The organism is Cysteiniphilum sp. JM-1, assembly GCF_008711525.1.
Classification (GTDB): domain Bacteria; phylum Pseudomonadota; class Gammaproteobacteria; order Francisellales; family Francisellaceae; genus Caedibacter.
On record NZ_VXKS01000025.1, the window covers coordinates 22,059 to 37,775 of the forward strand.

Annotated in this window: 13 protein-coding genes; 10 read left to right on the forward strand and 3 right to left on the reverse strand. The window is 39.8% G+C overall.

What is annotated here, in order from left to right; all coding sequences use genetic code 11:
* Positions 1-127: 127 nt before the first annotated feature.
* Positions 128-796 (forward strand): hypothetical protein, encoded by a 669-nt coding sequence (locus F3D68_RS09925; RefSeq protein WP_151194281.1) that lies wholly within the window; start codon positions 128-130, stop codon positions 794-796.
* Positions 797-1,127: 331 nt separating this feature from the next.
* Positions 1,128-1,727: an outer membrane protein gene (locus F3D68_RS09930; protein ID WP_151194282.1), complete on the forward strand. Its 600-nt coding sequence runs from the start codon at positions 1,128-1,130 to the stop codon at positions 1,725-1,727.
* Here F3D68_RS09930 and F3D68_RS09935 read toward each other — a convergent pair.
* Positions 1,724-4,093: a glycoside hydrolase family 18 protein gene (locus F3D68_RS09935; RefSeq protein WP_151194283.1), complete on the reverse strand. Its 2,370-nt coding sequence runs from the start codon at positions 4,091-4,093 to the stop codon at positions 1,724-1,726. The genes F3D68_RS09930 and F3D68_RS09935 overlap by 4 nt on opposite strands.
* A 349-nt stretch (positions 4,094-4,442) precedes the next feature.
* Between F3D68_RS09935 and F3D68_RS09940 the strand changes: the two genes are divergently transcribed.
* The 5 genes from F3D68_RS09940 (at position 4,443) to F3D68_RS09960 (ending at position 9,258) form a co-directional block, all read left to right on the forward strand.
* Positions 4,443-5,804 (forward strand): flavin monoamine oxidase family protein, encoded by a 1,362-nt coding sequence (locus F3D68_RS09940; protein ID WP_151194284.1) that lies wholly within the window; start codon positions 4,443-4,445, stop codon positions 5,802-5,804.
* A gap of 342 nt (positions 5,805-6,146) precedes the next feature.
* A complete protein-coding gene (locus tag F3D68_RS09945; RefSeq protein WP_224728287.1) occupies positions 6,147-6,425 on the forward strand; it encodes a GNAT family N-acetyltransferase in 279 nt (92 codons plus the stop codon).
* 77 nt (positions 6,426-6,502) lie between these two features.
* Positions 6,503-7,387: a LysR substrate-binding domain-containing protein gene (locus F3D68_RS09950; RefSeq protein ID WP_151194285.1), complete on the forward strand. Its 885-nt coding sequence runs from the start codon at positions 6,503-6,505 to the stop codon at positions 7,385-7,387.
* A gap of 123 nt (positions 7,388-7,510) precedes the next feature.
* Positions 7,511-8,161, forward strand: coding sequence for a 16S rRNA (guanine(527)-N(7))-methyltransferase RsmG (gene rsmG, locus F3D68_RS09955; RefSeq protein ID WP_224728288.1), 651 nt, complete (start codon positions 7,511-7,513; stop codon positions 8,159-8,161).
* A complete protein-coding gene (locus tag F3D68_RS09960) occupies positions 8,158-9,258 on the forward strand; it encodes a YeiH family protein (protein ID WP_151194286.1) in 1,101 nt (366 codons plus the stop codon). The genes rsmG and F3D68_RS09960 overlap by 4 nt, the downstream gene beginning before the upstream one ends.
* On the opposite strand, the gene F3D68_RS09965 is transcribed toward F3D68_RS09960, so the two are convergent.
* Positions 9,232-11,184 carry a putative bifunctional diguanylate cyclase/phosphodiesterase gene (locus tag F3D68_RS09965; protein ID WP_151194287.1) on the reverse strand — a complete coding sequence of 651 codons (1,953 nt, stop codon included), beginning with the start codon at positions 11,182-11,184 and terminating at the stop codon, positions 9,232-9,234. The genes F3D68_RS09960 and F3D68_RS09965 overlap by 27 nt on opposite strands.
* Before the next feature lie 333 nt (positions 11,185-11,517).
* Between F3D68_RS09965 and nusB the strand changes: the two genes are divergently transcribed.
* From nusB to F3D68_RS09980, 3 genes are all read left to right on the forward strand, one after another.
* The gene (gene nusB / locus F3D68_RS09970; protein WP_151194288.1) at positions 11,518-11,940 is read left to right on the forward strand and encodes a transcription antitermination factor NusB; all 423 of its coding nucleotides are present in this window, start codon (positions 11,518-11,520) and stop codon (positions 11,938-11,940) included.
* A gap of 101 nt (positions 11,941-12,041) precedes the next feature.
* Complete coding sequence (locus tag F3D68_RS09975; RefSeq protein ID WP_151194289.1) at positions 12,042-13,775, forward strand: phospholipid carrier-dependent glycosyltransferase; 1,734 nt, start codon at positions 12,042-12,044, stop codon at positions 13,773-13,775.
* A 4-nt stretch (positions 13,776-13,779) separates the two neighbouring features.
* Positions 13,780-15,261: a carboxypeptidase M32 gene (locus tag F3D68_RS09980; RefSeq protein WP_191092794.1), complete on the forward strand. Its 1,482-nt coding sequence runs from the start codon at positions 13,780-13,782 to the stop codon at positions 15,259-15,261.
* 10 nt (positions 15,262-15,271) lie between these two features.
* Here the strand turns inward: F3D68_RS09980 and F3D68_RS09985 are convergent, their stop codons facing one another.
* On the reverse strand, positions 15,272-15,451 hold the full coding sequence (locus F3D68_RS09985; protein ID WP_151194291.1) for a hypothetical protein: 180 nt from the start codon (positions 15,449-15,451) through the stop codon (positions 15,272-15,274).
* Positions 15,452-15,717: the final 266 nt, after the last annotated feature.

Genomic DNA, 15,717 nt, shown 5'->3' on the forward strand with positions numbered 1-15,717 from the left:
CCCTTCGACTTATGCTCAGGGTACGGTGAGCACTTAGTCATAGACGAGATTTGCATATTCATTCTCTAATTGAAAAAAGATCATAAGGTGATATTATTGTCGGCGTTTTAAATGCAATGGAGTTACTATGAAGCTAAAAACAATTATGATCGCATTATCCTCTGCCCCTGTTTTACTATTTGCAAATATTGAGGGGCAACCACAAAACACACACAATGTTCCTAGTGGTTTCTTTATGAGTGCAGCAGGTGGTGCCGCGCAAACTCAGTCATATTATGAAGATTCATGGATGACGATTTGGGGAAACACTAGCCAAAGCATTACCTTTCCGACACAAAATAAAGGGGCGGCAAGTGTTTCTATGGGCTATCAATGGGGCTTTGGTCAAAGTAATACTTGGAAAAATATCTATACTGGTGTCAGTCTTAATTACTATTATTTTGGTGAGGCGATTGATCCAAATGCGAGTAATTACAGTAATGGTCAGGTTGTTAAAACTGAGTATACCCAACTCAATGGTGGTACCGTTGAAGGATTTGTTGGTATGTATTTATCTTCACCGTTAAGTGCTGAGCTTGGTTTAGGTGGCGGTGCTGCAGCGGATGGGCAAGGAGCGCTTGGTATATTTAAGTTTAAACTTGCTTATGATATTACACCTGGATTTAGTGTTTTTGCGCAATACATTAGTGCAGGCTTTACAACTTTTGGCTTTGTTCCATTTGGTTTTGCAAATGCAGTTGTTAATTCGGGTATTAGCGTTGATTCAGAGCAAGTAGGTATTCGTTACGTATTTTAATGTATGATTTGAATGTTGTTTCAAATAATTTATTAGCTTAATAGCTATAAAAATTACTAAATTGTTATAAATGTTATTTTCCTTAATTTTTCCTTAATTTTTGTGTATAAAAATGCCCTTTATTTGATTGAGAGTATACGCGGGGGCGTGCTAAGCCTAATAAGATAATTAAGTCTTTGTTAGGCTGATGCCGGAGTTTTTAGATGTAAAAAACTATAAAAAGCACAAAACCAAGGAGTCATTATGCTTAAGAAAATATCATTAGTTGTTATCTCATCGTTAGCGATGTCATCGATAAGCTATGCAACAAGTGCACAAAATACAGCAGTAGATGACGATAGCAAAGCAAACACCATTAAATGTACAGCCTGCTATCGGTGCTAGCGATACGGATAATGATCAAGATTCAAAAGCACCTTATGGTCTGGTGCTCGGTGTGCAAGGTGGTTATGGTAAAGTAGCAGATATTGCGCGCACCGATCTTGATAATGCCAGTAATGGCAATGTTTTTGGTGGCGCCATTGTCGGATTTGATTTTGCTTTGAGTCATACAATTTCATTTGGTGTTGAATCTGGCTATGACTATGGTTATCACATCATCAAAGACAATAATTCAAATCTAAATTATCAAATGATCCCTGTATTAGGTACGTTGAAGTTCACCTTACCATTTGGTTTGCAATTATTTGGTAAGGGAGGTATGGCTTATGTCACAGAACGATTAAATATTGGTGATACAGGATTCTCGGCAACTGCCAATGCATGGAAACCAATGGCAGCGGCAGGTGCTGCATATACTTATAAAAACTGGACAGTGTTTGCCCAGTATCAATATGTATTTGGAGATAGTGAAGTTAATAACAAAGATCAAGTCAGCAAATTTAATGCTTTAACCGCGGGTGTGATGTATACCTTTCCGTTAGCGTTTTAGTAACCAAATTGCTGCTGTGAGTAATTGGCTAGGTCATAAGCATTATCCCCTGTAACCTCAGAGGAGTTGTAAGCAGGTTGGTTAATCGCCCAGAACATGCTGCCGCCATATGGTGTGCTAGCAATTACATCAATGACTGATTTATCAATTGCCATACCTTCCCAGACACCGCCTGCGGCTTGTCCACCGGGTTCAAAGCCCATCACGATTTTAGATTTATCGATATGCTGAGCAAAGGTGTTAAATACATCTTTGTAGACATTCATTGACCATGTTTGACCATTTGGCATGTCATTTGGACCGACGTCATATGCCATAATATTGACCCAATCGACAACAGCATTAAGTGAGCTATTATGTGCTTTTAACCAGTTGTTAATCGCTAAACCTTCGCCATCAGATGCAAAGTGTGAGAAGCCATAAACTTTGGCATTTTCCATAAAGGCATTAAAGCGAGTCGTATAACCAATTTGCTTGTCTTGCATACCTGCTTTATCAAGTGCTTGTCTTAGTTTTAATAAGGTTTCAGCGAGTGTGTCAAGTTGCTGCTCAGTGATCGCTTGATCTTGACTTAAGTGCTCCCAGTCGAAATCAACACCATCTCCAGAGAGTTTAAGTAATTCAACGACTTTGTTGACAAAGGTATCAATTTGCTCTGGCTTAATCGTTTTTGTTAGATCTGACCAACCACCGATTGCCCAGATAAATTTACCATTATTGTTATGTACGGTCTTGATTAAGGCATCAATTTTACTCCGTTGCCAGTTATCAACACGTTCATAATCAGGCGTGTCATCAGGATATTTTTGCATGAGTATATTTACATCACCCTGTGTCATTGACTCATAGATGGCTTGCCCATTCCAATAAGCAGCTTGCGGGTTGTCTGGATTTGGCGATTTAGCAAGGGTTAAAAACGAATAAAGGACATGTGTGTATGGCTTGATATCATTGCTGTAATAAGCAGGGTCATTAACATTGGTTGATCCCTGTGGGCGCAGTGCCCCTTTCCAGTTTTCCCAATATCCGGTAATAAACTGCTTAGTTGTTGGGACAGGTGATTTGTTAAATGCCAATGCCACCGCTGTGGTTTTATTTTCGCTAATTGCAATCGTTTGCGGGTTATCAAGGCTATAGCGATAACCATCTACGGTAAATGTATTAGCCGTTACATTATAGGATTGATTGGCTGCTAAGCTCATTGAATAAGCTTTGTCATCAGAAATGTTTAGATCATGGACTTCTTTATCTTCACCGGTAAAATAGACGGTTGCCTTATGGCCATCAAGTCCTTTGGCATTTATTTCAGCGGTTCCCGTAGGGACTGGTGCTTCTGTATAGGACATCTGAATGGTTTTCTGTCCTTGGCTCATATTGATATCAGCCTCGGATTTGCCATCAAAGGTAAAACTATATTTAAACAATGAACCGGTCATTGGGTCAGCGCTCAATACATAATCTGTATTTTTATCTAAAACAAAAGTTGATTTGCCATTCCAGCTAATTTCTTGATGTGAAATATTTTGCGTTTGTTTGTTTAAAAGATTCAGTGTAACACTATCGTGTGTGACATCAGTTGGTTGTGCTCGATGTAATGTAACAATAAGCTCAGCGCTTTGATTTTTATAAGACACTTGCGCGCTTGCTTGTGGTTGGTCTTTTGATAAGCTCACAAGGCTAGGGATCATCGTGATCTCCAATGTTTTGCCATCAACAGTTGCTGATGCACTTAAGTTATATTCGCCATAAGGGACATCTTTGACAGTAGCGGTTGTCGTAAAATCAATGGTTGTTGTGTAGCCTGTGTCTTTGCCAGCGATGGTAATTTTAGTATTGGCAGGCAACGGGTCAGAACCTTTGGCAATGCTAAAATGCATTTGACCTTTTTGCTCAATTGGCGTATCGCCATGTGGATAAAAGGCAGATGAAATAATATTTTCACCTTTGACAGGATTGCTACTCCAAATTAATTGAGCATTGGCAGGCATTATTGTCTTTGGTTGCCACCATTGATTACCTTCTTGGAATTGATCAAATTTAAAGGTGGTTACTTTATTATCACCAAGTTGTGTCACATTGTTGGTGGTGGCAGGCCAAGCGATATCAAATGTAGGTGACAAGATATAGGCGCTAGCATAAGAAGTATTACCAATGATTTTGAGCTCAGCATCTCTTAGATCAATATCTTTATTACAGTAGTTAGTTAGTGTCAAGCTCGTTGCTTTCCACGGATCGGGCCATTGAGTGCCTGCATTAAATTTAACCTGCATACAGTTAAGAGGTTCAGGTGCTGATAAAGCAAATGCGGAGCTACTTAAAAGGGTTGCTAATATCGCGCTTGAGATGATTTTCCTTGATAGTGTCATAATGTTTCTCCTTATTTCTGCTGATATAAAATACGCTGCCTTATTAGGTGTTTGGCTGAGTTTAAATAAGTGCGTCATTGCAAAATGCTAGATTATTATATAAGCGGCTTGCTGGGCTGTTTAGTGTACTAAGTCTATATTTTGTGTGCGTATGTTGATCTTTTTTATTGAGATAATGACTATGTATTGATCGTAATAAATATGCAAAATTGACTGTGTTGAATAATGTTTCAAGATGAATTGTATACTCATCGTAAAATGGTTTGTGATGGGTATACGCTAAGAAATACTGCCACATGCCAATGTGCTCAGATATACTGGTCGGCGTAAATATCATAAGGATAGATTTATGCAAATATATGATGTCGTTGTTGTGGGTGGTGGTGTTGCAGGTCTTGCTGCAGCAAATAACCTCATGCTAAATGGTTTTGATGTATTGGTGCTTGAAGCACGTGATCGTGTTGGTGGGCGTGTGCATAGCCAGTGCTTTGCTGGAGAGACGGTTGATCTTGGCGCGTCTTGGATTCATGGTGTACAAGAGAACCCGATTACACGCTTGGCTAAAAAGCATAATATCAGTACGTGGCGCTCACAAATGAGTGGACCGTCGCCTGATAATATTTTGCATCGCGAGATGTATGATCAGGAGTTTAATTTATTAAGCCATGAACAAAAGCTTAAAATTGCTAATTGGATGGCGGATTTTCTTGATTACCTTGAAGGCGTGCAAATCGATGAGGAAAGTCACCTAAGATCTATTGCTGATATCAAGCAGCAGTTTATTGTCGACAATCAAATTGCCAAAGAAGACGCACTTTATATTGACTATATTGCTGATACGTTGTTTTTGTATGAATATGCGATTGAAGCTAAATCACTTTCAGCGGAAAGTCATCATGCAGATATTGATTTTGCAGGGAGTGATTTATTGTTTCCTCAAGGCTATGCACAAATCACTAATTTACTTTCTAAGCATTTAGATATTCGCTTAAGCGATCCGGTGCAAAACATCGACTATAGTGGCGATTTGGTGCAAATTGCCACAGAAAAGAATCAATATCAAGCAAACTACGTATTAGTTACCGTGCCGCTAGGCGTGCTAAAACATGCAGATATTGGCTTTAATCCCTATTTGCCACAATCTAAGCGTAAATCGATTCAGCAGCTTGAAATGGGTGTGTTAAATAAAATCTATCTAGAGTTTGAGGAAGTTTTTTGGGATAAAGAGGCTCAGAGCGTTGCCTGTTTATCATTAGAGCATCGAATTGCACGCGAGATGATGAATTTTTACCCCTTAACTAAAAAACCGATTTTAATGGCATTTACTGCGGGCGTTGTTGGAAAACAGCTTGAGCAATTAAGTGATCGCGAGTTGCTTGCATTGATTATTGACTCGCTCAAACATATGTATGGCGAAAATCTACCCAAGCTTAAAAGTTACTGCATTACCCGCTGGGCAAATGATGAATATAGTTACGGCTCTTATTCTTATTTGCCGGTCGGCGTTAAAGCAAAACGTCGGCAAAGATTAGGTAAACCGGTTGATAATAAGCTGTTCTTTGCTGGTGAGGCAACGTCGTTTTATTTCCCATCAACTGTGCATGGTGCCTTTTTAAGTGGTGTGCGTTCAGCGTATCAGATCCTGCAAATCGATTTATTAACTGAGGATGTGCGTAAACGTACAGCTATTGTTGAGGATCCATATTTATAGTAGCAACTGCTCCTTGAGCGCCAGTCGAAGGGGGCTAGGCGCATAATAAACGATGGCTTCGACTACGCTCAGCCAACGTTTCTTTTAAGCTAAATGCCTAAGCAATGGTGTATTGGGAATCATGGATATTCGGGTCAAGCCCGAATATGACGACTTGCAGTCCTTCTCGGACTTGATCCGAGAATCCAAAAAAATACCTGATAATATTTGCATAGCAACTTATATTTACAACAATACAAAGTGAGTAAAAAATGAGAGAGATTACAATGTTAGCGAATGATTTGGTGCGCTTGGAGCCATTATCTCTTTCGCATGTAGAAGGTTTAGAGCAGGCGACTCAAGATGGCAATTAATGTTGCGTGTAAGCTACTGCTTTTGGAGCACGCGTTTGAAGTGTTTAAGTGTATTGCTGTTGAGTTTAGAACGCATCATCTGAATTTTGCATCAAGGCGTGCCATAGAGTCTATTGGCGCCAAATTGGATGGCATTTTACGCAATCATCGCAGGATGCATAATGGTACACTGCGTGATACGTGTGTTTATAGTATTATCGACTCTGAATGGAAAACGATCAAAGCGCATTTGAGTTATAAATTAATGGCGAAGCAACAAAAACAATGATTATTAACTGGAGTTACGCATTTTTTCTATAAAATGAGTAATTTTAGTAAATCACGTGAATGTTGGAGCAATAGTGAATGAACGTGAAAAGTTTAGAAGTGTTTAAAACATTGGCAGAAACGCTTAGTTTCAGTAAAACCGCAGAGCGCTGTTATTTAAGCCCTTCGGCGGTGACAAGAGTCATTCAAAAGCTTGAAGAAACTTATGAGGCGACGTTTTTTGAACGCAATAACCGTAATGTTTCACTAACGGATGCAGGTCAATATATGTATGACTTTAGTATTAAAGTGCTTGATGCAAATGATGAGTTATTTGCGTTACTGCATCCAGATGAGGATAATTTGTGCGGTGATATTCGCCTATTTTGTACGGTGACGGCGTCATATGTGATTTTGCCACGGATTATTGAGGCACTTAACATGCGCTATCCCAATGTGCAGTTGCAGTTAGAAACAGGGTCAATGCAAAATGCGCTTAATTTGGTTGCTAGTAACCAAATGGATGCGGGTATTTCATTTATTGATGAACATAAGCTTGATGATAATCTCTATGCCCATCCTGTGCTTATTACCAGTATGGTTTTAGTCGTGTCAAAAGAAAGTGATGTGCAGTCGATTGATCAAGCCTTAGCACAATACCCTTTTATTATGCCCATTCAGTTTTTAAACGATAACACGATAGATAAATGGCTAATAGGGCAAAAACAATCACCGCGAATATATGGCGAAGTCGATGGTAATGAAGCGATTTTATCGCTTGTTGCATCGGGTGTTGGCGTGTCTGTATTGCCAAAAGTTGTCGTTGAACATAATCATTTGGCAAGCAAAATCAAAATGCTCAATATTGCTGATATGGCAGCGGTAACGGTAGGTATTGTAATGCGCAAACAATCGCTAAAATCACCAGTAAAGTTTAAGTTTTGGCAGCTGTGTCAGAGTTTAGCGCTATTGGATTGTCGTTGATTAAATAATGAAGTGGTACACCATAGAGAACGAGAAATTCAATAACAGAAATGCTGTAAAATGATTCACGAGCGGTATATACTCAAAAACGAAAATCAGGTTCTGGAAGGGTTTGTAAACAAAATGATTACACTAGATTGTTTGAATAACATGCTTGACGATAGCAAGGTCAAGATTCGCCAAGCTGCAGAGAAGTTTAACCTTACGGTTGATGATGAGCAGATCAATCGTTTGATTGATTATTTATCATTGCTTAAAAAGTGGAACAAAACCTATAACATGACGTCAATTATCCAGTGGGATGAAATGCTGGTAAAGCATGTTTTTGATAGCATGTCGGTGGTTTCCTTTATCAAAGGTAAACATGTTGTTGATGTAGGTAGCGGTGGTGGTTTACCAGGTATTGTTTTGGCGATTTTATTACCTGAAGTTAATTTTGTGCTGATTGATAGCGTTGGCAAAAAAGTACGTTTTTTAAGTCATGTTAAGAAAGTGCTTGATTTGGATAATGTCACTGCTATGAATATTCGCGTTGAGGATTACGAGCCATCGACCTTGTTTGATACGGTGATCTCACGCGCCTTTAGCTCAATTGCTGATTTTGAGCGTTTATGTCGCCATTTATTGGCGATTGACGGGCAAATGATTGCGATGAAAGGGGCTGAAGTTGAGCAAGAGACTTTAGATATATTACCCCTTAAATATGAGATATTTGAAGTCGATGTGCCGCTGTTAGATGCTACGCGTCACGTGATTCGGATGTATCAGGCATGAGTAAAATCACAGGGCTCATATTTTGTGCGTTTCTGACCATTATTGCTTATATCGTGGCGTTTCTACCCTTTGCCCCTTTTACGATTTATCATCAAAACTTAGAAGTTCATCCATTAGAGCCAATGGTGCTGTCGATTATTATTGGCATTATCTGTGGCAATCTATTTTTTCGTCATAAAGCAGCGGCTCATCAGCAGGAAAATTTGCAAGGTGTGATCAGTTCAGCGCGCTTGTGGCAGAAACTCACTCCTGGTGCCAATTTTGCGGCAAAGTCGCTATTGCCGTTAGGTATCGTGCTAATGGGGGTGAAGTTTGATTTACTTTCAGTGCTTAAAGTCTCAGGGCAAGCGCTATTGATCAATCTCATTTGTTTATTAATTGCTTATATTGTCACACTGTGGCTATGTAAGCGCTTAGGGGTTGATGAGAAGATGTCAGCACTTATCACCATTGGCACGGCAATATGCGGAGGTTCAGCAATTGTTGCAGCAGCTCCCGTTGTCAAAGCCAATCAAACGCAAGTCGCAATTGCAATGACGATCGTGTCATTATATGGCTTAATCGCCATTTTTGTCTTGCCGTTACTAGGACATGCCTTGGGCTTAGATGAGTTTCAATTTGGCGTATGGGCAGGAACATCCATTCAAGCAGTGCCACAAGTGGTGGCAGCAGGCTTTGCTTTTGGTGCAATCGCTGGACAAACAGCAACGATTGTTAAGATGGTCAGGATTTTACTTCTTGCACCGATGGTGATGCTAATTGGCATTAAACACCATAAAGCCAATACAACGGATAAAGAAGCACAAAAAAGAGTCGCGTGGCATCAGTATTTCCCTAAGTTTATTTTATATTTTTTGGCAGTGGTAGTTCTAAATACCTTGGGGTTGTTTGGCTTTCTAGATCGACTAGCTGATCTTTCAGTAAGCCATTATATTGCCAAAATTTCTGCCTTTTGTATGACGATGGCAATGGTTGGGGTTGGTTTAAATACCGACTTAGTTGTCTTACTTAAATCAGGAGGCAAGCCATTGTTAGCTGGTGGTTTAGCGATGATTATCCTGCTTGTCATATCACTGGGCTTGATTATTGTGCTGTGACCAATTTTCAGTTAAATTTTGGATGAGTTCTTTAATTGGCATCGGTCGATAGAAATAATAACCTTGAATACAATCACAGCCTAGCTCAATCAACTTATCTACTTGTGCTTTGGTTTCAGCGCCCTCAGCAATCAGATTGATATTGAGCTCATTGGCTAATAGTACAATGGCTTTAACGGCACCAATGACGGGCTGATTGTGTGGTTGATCAAGGCGTTGTGTGAAACTTTTGTCAATCTTGATGGTATTAAAACTGTAATTAATAAAGCGATTAAGTGATGAATATTGCGTGCCAAAGTCATCCATGGATAACCCGATATTATGCATTTTTAATTGTGCAAACATTTGACTTATATTAAGTGAATTGCCTTCCAAATGCTGCATGAGTTGAGACTCGGTAATTTCAAATTCGATATTTAACCACTTCGGAATTGGGTGCTGCTTGATCTGCTCAATTAATAATTGCATATGTGCTGGAAAATCATATACCACAGGAGAAATATTAAGACTGAGTTTAAAACTTCTGGCAGGTGCTAAATCTAGCAGGCAGAAATAGCATAATACTTCATTAACAACATAGTAGTTGAGCTTATCGGCAAGCCCCATGCGTTCAACAATTGGAATAAAAATATCCGGACGAATATTGCCAAGCTCGGGGTGATTTAAACGCATCAGGCTCTCGCAGCCAATGATTGTGCCGTTATGTCCATCAACTAGTGGCTGAAAATGAAAGTAGAAAGATCTCTGAGCAAGTGCTTCATACATATAGTTTTCAAGGGTTTGTTCCGTATGATAGAAGTTATCGATGGTTTCATCATAGACAACGCAGTCTTGCTTGTGGCTCTTGGCATAAAATAACGCCAAATCAGCGCGCCGTAAATTTAAGGTGTAATCTAGCTGTGGCGTAAATAGTGCAACTCCTAGTGTCGTGGTAATGCTTAGTGTTTTGTAGTCTAAGCTATAGTTTTGCTGCATTTTCTCTTGTAGGTGCTTGCCAAATGCTTGTATATCCTCGTTCACAGGGAGTCTTACAAGGATGCTGAATTCATTGCCGCCAGTGCGTGCAGCAATACTGTTTTTGGGTAAAACTTCAGTTAAGCGCTGTGAAAAAGCAATCAGTAGCTTGTCACCTGTGTCATGTGAATAAGTATCATTGATGCGAGAGAATTGGCGAATATCGATCATTAAAATATAGTGATGATGCTTAGTGACGGGGAGCAATTTCTTCACAATATTCAAAAAAGCTCGGCGATTATATAGATCAGTCAGACTGTCGGTCATCGCGAGTTTTTCTAAAAGTACCGCCTTTTTGCTAAGTAACGCATTGCGATCATTGACATGTCGTAATAAGCGTGAGGTTAGGCGACGCATGGATATAATCACAAAACTGATAAACAGTAAACTAAATATCATTAAACCAACCAGCAATAACCAAGAGTAAATAGAGCCTATGTAGGTTGTCGATTGATTGTTGCTGGCATGCCAAATAAGGACATGCAGACAAGTAATAATCGCAACCGCAATAAGTATTATGCTTGAGAAGATTAGTGCAGACTTCTCGGTGTAAAAACTCAAGGCATAAACAATAGCAAGACCGTAGATAATACTAACGGGTGATAGCAAGCCATAAAATAAATAATCATTGATAATTGCAATAACCGCAACAAGCAAAATGATATGGGATTTGACTCTGTTACTTAGCTTGGCGCGATAAAGCATCAACACAACCAAGGCTAAAGCTAAAAACAAGTCCAAAGTGTATTTCAGTGACCAACCACTATCAAACGCGCGAAATACCGACAGTGTACTTAATAAAATCGATGAAATGGCAATCAAGATAAGCATGGCATTAATCAGACGAGTATGTGCCTTTAAGGTGATGGCTTCCTCAAGTGTGCTTTTAGACTGAATAATATGCTTTGCCATAGATTATCCTTATCATCTTCCATGGAAACTTAAGTTGAGTATAGAGCAATAATCGCTTAAATCAGCAATTGACGCTCAAAGTTTAATAAAAAAATAGGCTAAGACTAAATATTCACCCAGAATTGCCCACCGTACCCTGAGAGTAAGTCGAAGGGTAATCACACTTCAGAGTGGCTTCGACTTATGCTCAGCCAACGCTTACACAATCAAAGTGATCAGGCATATGGTCATAGTCCAAAAATAAAAAAATAATTAGAGCTATCACATTATCTGGCGATTGGGTATAATTTGCGATCGTATTTTAACTGAGCTAGCATTTTTAAGGTTTTGCCGATGTCACTAAAAGTCAAAGAGCGCAGACGTGCGCGTTTTCATGCCGTGCAGGCTTTATATCAGCAATCATTAGCGCATACACAAGTCAACGAATTGAAACTACAGTTTTATGCTGATAATGTTGATCGTCATCCTGTTGAGTGGGATTTTTTCTATCGTTTAATCGATGGTGTTGCTAAGCATAAAGAAGCCATTGATCAGAAAATCAATCATTATGCGATTAATGATTTGGCGTCAATCAATCCAATTGATCTGGCGATTTTACGCTTAGGTGCGTATGAGCTAATCGATTGCTTAGATGTGCCTTATCAGGTGGTTTTAAATGAGTATGTTGATCAAGCAAAAGAGCTAGGCACTGAAGAAGGACATCGTTTCGTCAATGGACTCTTGGATAAAATTGCTAAAGAAATGAGACAGCAGTAGTTCTAAATTTCTGATCAGTGGTATATGCCACTATAAAATGTAACCCGAGATGTATATAATCTTTTGAGCTTCAAATGCTACAAATATAGGTTATAGACACGATGGAAAAAAAGGTAAGCCGCCTTCGTTGGCAAATGGATCACGTATTTTGGTATGATTTGTTATTGATAACAATCATTATGGCAATTGCCTTATGTCTTTATGGTCTGCCGGTGTTGTTTACACCTGATGAAGGGCGCTATGCTGAGATTGCACGTGAGATGGTCGTCAATCACCAATATATCGTGCCACACTTAGATGGTGTGATTTACTTTGAAAAGCCGCCAATGATTTATTGGTTAACTGCTTTGTCACTCAAGATCTTTGGCTTTAATATTTGGGCGGCACGTCTGCCTAATCCGGTACTATCCATTATTGGTGTGTGGTTTGTATATATCGTTTGTCGTATTGTCTATCAAAAGCGCCGTGTATCACTGTGGGCAGCATTGATTACGGGTACATCGATTTTATACCTAGGCGGTGGTCGTTACTTGAACCTTGATGCCGGTGTTGCCTTTTTCTTAACAATAACCATGCTGTCATTCTGGGCATCAAGACAATATCGCCAGACAAGTTGGCAAGCAAATATCTGGCTATTAAATGCCTTTATTTTCTCAGGGCTTGCGGTGATGACCAAAGGGCTCATCGGCATTGTGTTTCCGATGATGATTATTGGCTTATGGGCGCTAATCGTTGGCAGGTATCGCCTGCTGTTAGATTATCGCTTATACCTTGGCTTAATCGTTGTTTTAATCATTTCAGTGCCATGGATTGTTGCGGTTAATAATGAGCACCCTGAGTTTTTTCATTATTATGTGATTGTTCAGCAAATCTTGCGTTATGCGACGGATGAGCAAGGGCGACAAATGAGCAAGTTTGTCTATTTTGGCATTTTCATTATCGGCTTTTTCCCGTGGTTTGGCTTCTTACCACAAGTTTTTAAATCGGTTTTAACCAAGCTTAAAACGCGCAAGCAGCATGACAATGAATGGTTTTTATTTGTCTGGGGCATGGCAATTTTGCTATTTTTTGCGTTTTCAAAATCGATTTTAATGGGCTATTTGATTCCAGTGATAATTCCGTTTGCGATCTTGATTGCGCGACGCATTGATAATCTACTTAACGAATCGACATTACGTAAATCAACCAAGGCGAGCATTATTGTTGCCTTGGTATTTTTTGTTATTATTGCCATTGCTTTTGTGATCTTGCCATTTATTCCTAACTTTGCGATGTTCTTTAATGAAATTGCAGGTTTCTATTGGCCAGCGGCTGTTGTCTCTCTTATCACTGCCATTGCTGGGTTTATTTATCTAAAGCGCAATAACCTCAAAGCGATTATGCTATGGTTTGTCTGTGCGATGATGATTATTTTAAACTTGGGTTGGTCAGGTTCGCAGTACTTTGCGCAAAAAAGTGTGCGTCCATTGACGAATATTGTCGCACCCTTGCTTAAAACCTACCCGCATGCCATTGTCGCAAATTATGGCGGCTATTATTATGATGCACAGTTTTATCTGGATCGCTTGACGTGGATTGTTGCCAATGAAGGTGAGCTTGCTAATACTGCCAAAATGCCAAACTCAGGGGCAGATAAAACACTAAGAACCGCAGATCAATTCTGGCCAGTGTGGCGAAGTGATCGCCGTGTTTTTGTCTTTACCGATGAGAATAATTACAATGCTTACTTTAAAGCAGGGCAGCCTTATCAAGGGTATTTGTTAGCAGAAACACCAAAACGCTTTTTGTTAACCAACCACCCCTTAGCAGAATCAGCCTTTATGCATGGAGCGTAATACAATGGATAAAAACTACCAGTATTTACACGATAAGTTCAAGTATATTAATGATCTTAATCACGCACTTGAGATGCTGTGCTGGGATGAGGATGTAATGATGCCGATAGGGGGTGCCAAAGCACGTAATAGCGCATTAGCCAGTCTCACAACAACCATTCATCAGCAGTTAAACTTGCCTGAAGTGGCGAGTCGTTTGCAGGATGTCGATGAAAGTGCTTTAGATCAATGGCAATTGGCTAATATTAAGCATATGCGTAAAGCTGTTGTTAATGCGACGATTTTATCCGAGCGTTTAGTGGCAGACTTGGCAGTGACAACCAAAGAGTCGACACAAGCATGGCGCACGCTGCGTGGTCAAAACAATTGGCATGACTTCATGCCGCTTTTGAGCAAAACCGTTGCCTTGATAAAACAAAAAGCAAAGATCAAAGCAGGGTATTATGGTGTTGATGCCTATGATGCATTGCTTGATGAGTTCTCCCCAGGTATCAATAGACAATATATCGATCCGATATTTGATGAGCTTAAACACTTTTTGCCGCAAGCCATTCCAAAGATTGTTGATAAGCAAAGCAGTAAGGTAAGTTTGCCATTTAACCAAAGCTTTGCCATCGATAAGCAATATGCATTATCACAAGATCTTATGCGTGTTATTGGTTTTGATTTTAACCATGGTCGCGTTGATACCTCACAGCATCCTTTTTGTGGTGGGGTGCCTTCAGATGTACGCATTACCACGCGCTATAATGAACATGACTTTTTATCCAGTGCCTTAGCGGTATGTCATGAAACAGGACATGCCTTATATGAAATGGGTTTGCCGCAAAAGTATATTACACAACCTGTAGCCAAAGCATTAGGCATGGCAGTGCATGAGAGCCAATCACTGCTTGTTGAAATGCAAGCGTGTAGCAGCCCTGAGTTTATTGCTATTCTTGCGCAATATGCACAACGTCACTTTGGTCAAAGTAATAGCTTATCAAAAGATAACTTGATGAAGCATTTATTAAAGGTGAGACCTGATTTTATCCGTGTTGATGCCGATGAAGTTACTTATCCACTGCATGTGATCTTGCGCTATGAGATTGAAAAAGCGCTCTTTGCGGATGAAATTACTGTGGCAGATTTGCCGGCTATTTGGCAAGAGAAGATGAGCGGTTATCTTGGGGTCGATACGACGAATAATTATAAAGACGGTGTCATGCAAGATGTGCATTGGTCATCTGGTGATTTTGGTTATTTCCCATCCTATGCATTGGGAGCGTTATTGGCAGCGCAATTATTTGCTGCAGCGAAGCACAGTAATCCAGAAATCATGCCAAGTATTGCTAAAGCGGATTTCAAGCCATTAATGAGCTGGCTTAATCATAATATTCACCAATATGGCTCGCTATATACGTTTGATGAGTTGGTCACAAAGGCCAGTGGTAAGAGTTTAGATGCGAGTGCTTATATCGCGCATATTAAAGCGCGCTATATGTAGCCTTTGAATTTTAGAATTGCTGAACACCGGCAACTTGCCATAAATGCTCACCATCTTTGCGTGTGAAGTGCCAGATTTCTTCAAAGTTTTGCCAGTCACTATGAGCATCTTCTTTGACTTGTCCAACGAACATGACACTTGCAATATATTGATTTGCTTGACGATCACAGCTAATGACTTTGCAGCTCAAATCTTTAAATTGTGCTAATTCATCGTTGTGCTCGATGTCATTTAAAACACTGTGATAGAGATCTTCAGTGATATAACTTCTGATCTTTTCAAGACCTTCTTTATTGTTTAAAGCTTGTAGTTGGTTAAATAAGTGGGCGCATTCGCAATTTGTGGGTATTTTAGGAAGCCATTGCTAACCCGCCTGCATAAGCCATTCTTTCAATATCTTCCCATCGCCCAGCCTTGTAAAAAGACCGTATGAATAACATATCATTAGCGCTGTCC

Excerpts from the sequence above, each read along its gene's own strand:
- nusB (WP_151194288.1), top strand. The coding sequence starts at position 11,518 with ATGTCACTAAAAGTCAAAGAGCGCAGACGTGCGCGTTTTCATGCCGTG.
- F3D68_RS09945 (WP_224728287.1), top strand. The coding sequence starts at position 6,147 with ATGGCAATTAATGTTGCGTGTAAGCTACTGCTTTTGGAGCACGCGTTT.
- F3D68_RS09925 (WP_151194281.1), top strand. The coding sequence starts at position 128 with ATGAAGCTAAAAACAATTATGATCGCATTATCCTCTGCCCCTGTTTTA.
- F3D68_RS09950 (WP_151194285.1), top strand. The coding sequence starts at position 6,503 with ATGAACGTGAAAAGTTTAGAAGTGTTTAAAACATTGGCAGAAACGCTT.
- F3D68_RS09960 (WP_151194286.1), top strand. The coding sequence starts at position 8,158 with ATGAGTAAAATCACAGGGCTCATATTTTGTGCGTTTCTGACCATTATT.
- F3D68_RS09980 (WP_191092794.1), top strand. The coding sequence starts at position 13,780 with ATGGATAAAAACTACCAGTATTTACACGATAAGTTCAAGTATATTAAT.
- F3D68_RS09975 (WP_151194289.1), top strand. The coding sequence starts at position 12,042 with ATGGAAAAAAAGGTAAGCCGCCTTCGTTGGCAAATGGATCACGTATTT.
- F3D68_RS09935 (WP_151194283.1), bottom strand. The coding sequence starts at position 4,093 with ATGACACTATCAAGGAAAATCATCTCAAGCGCGATATTAGCAACCCTT.
- rsmG (WP_224728288.1), top strand. The coding sequence starts at position 7,511 with ATGATTACACTAGATTGTTTGAATAACATGCTTGACGATAGCAAGGTC.
- F3D68_RS09940 (WP_151194284.1), top strand. The coding sequence starts at position 4,443 with ATGCAAATATATGATGTCGTTGTTGTGGGTGGTGGTGTTGCAGGTCTT.
- F3D68_RS09965 (WP_151194287.1), bottom strand. The coding sequence starts at position 11,184 with ATGGCAAAGCATATTATTCAGTCTAAAAGCACACTTGAGGAAGCCATC.
- F3D68_RS09930 (WP_151194282.1), top strand. The coding sequence starts at position 1,128 with ATGACGATAGCAAAGCAAACACCATTAAATGTACAGCCTGCTATCGGT.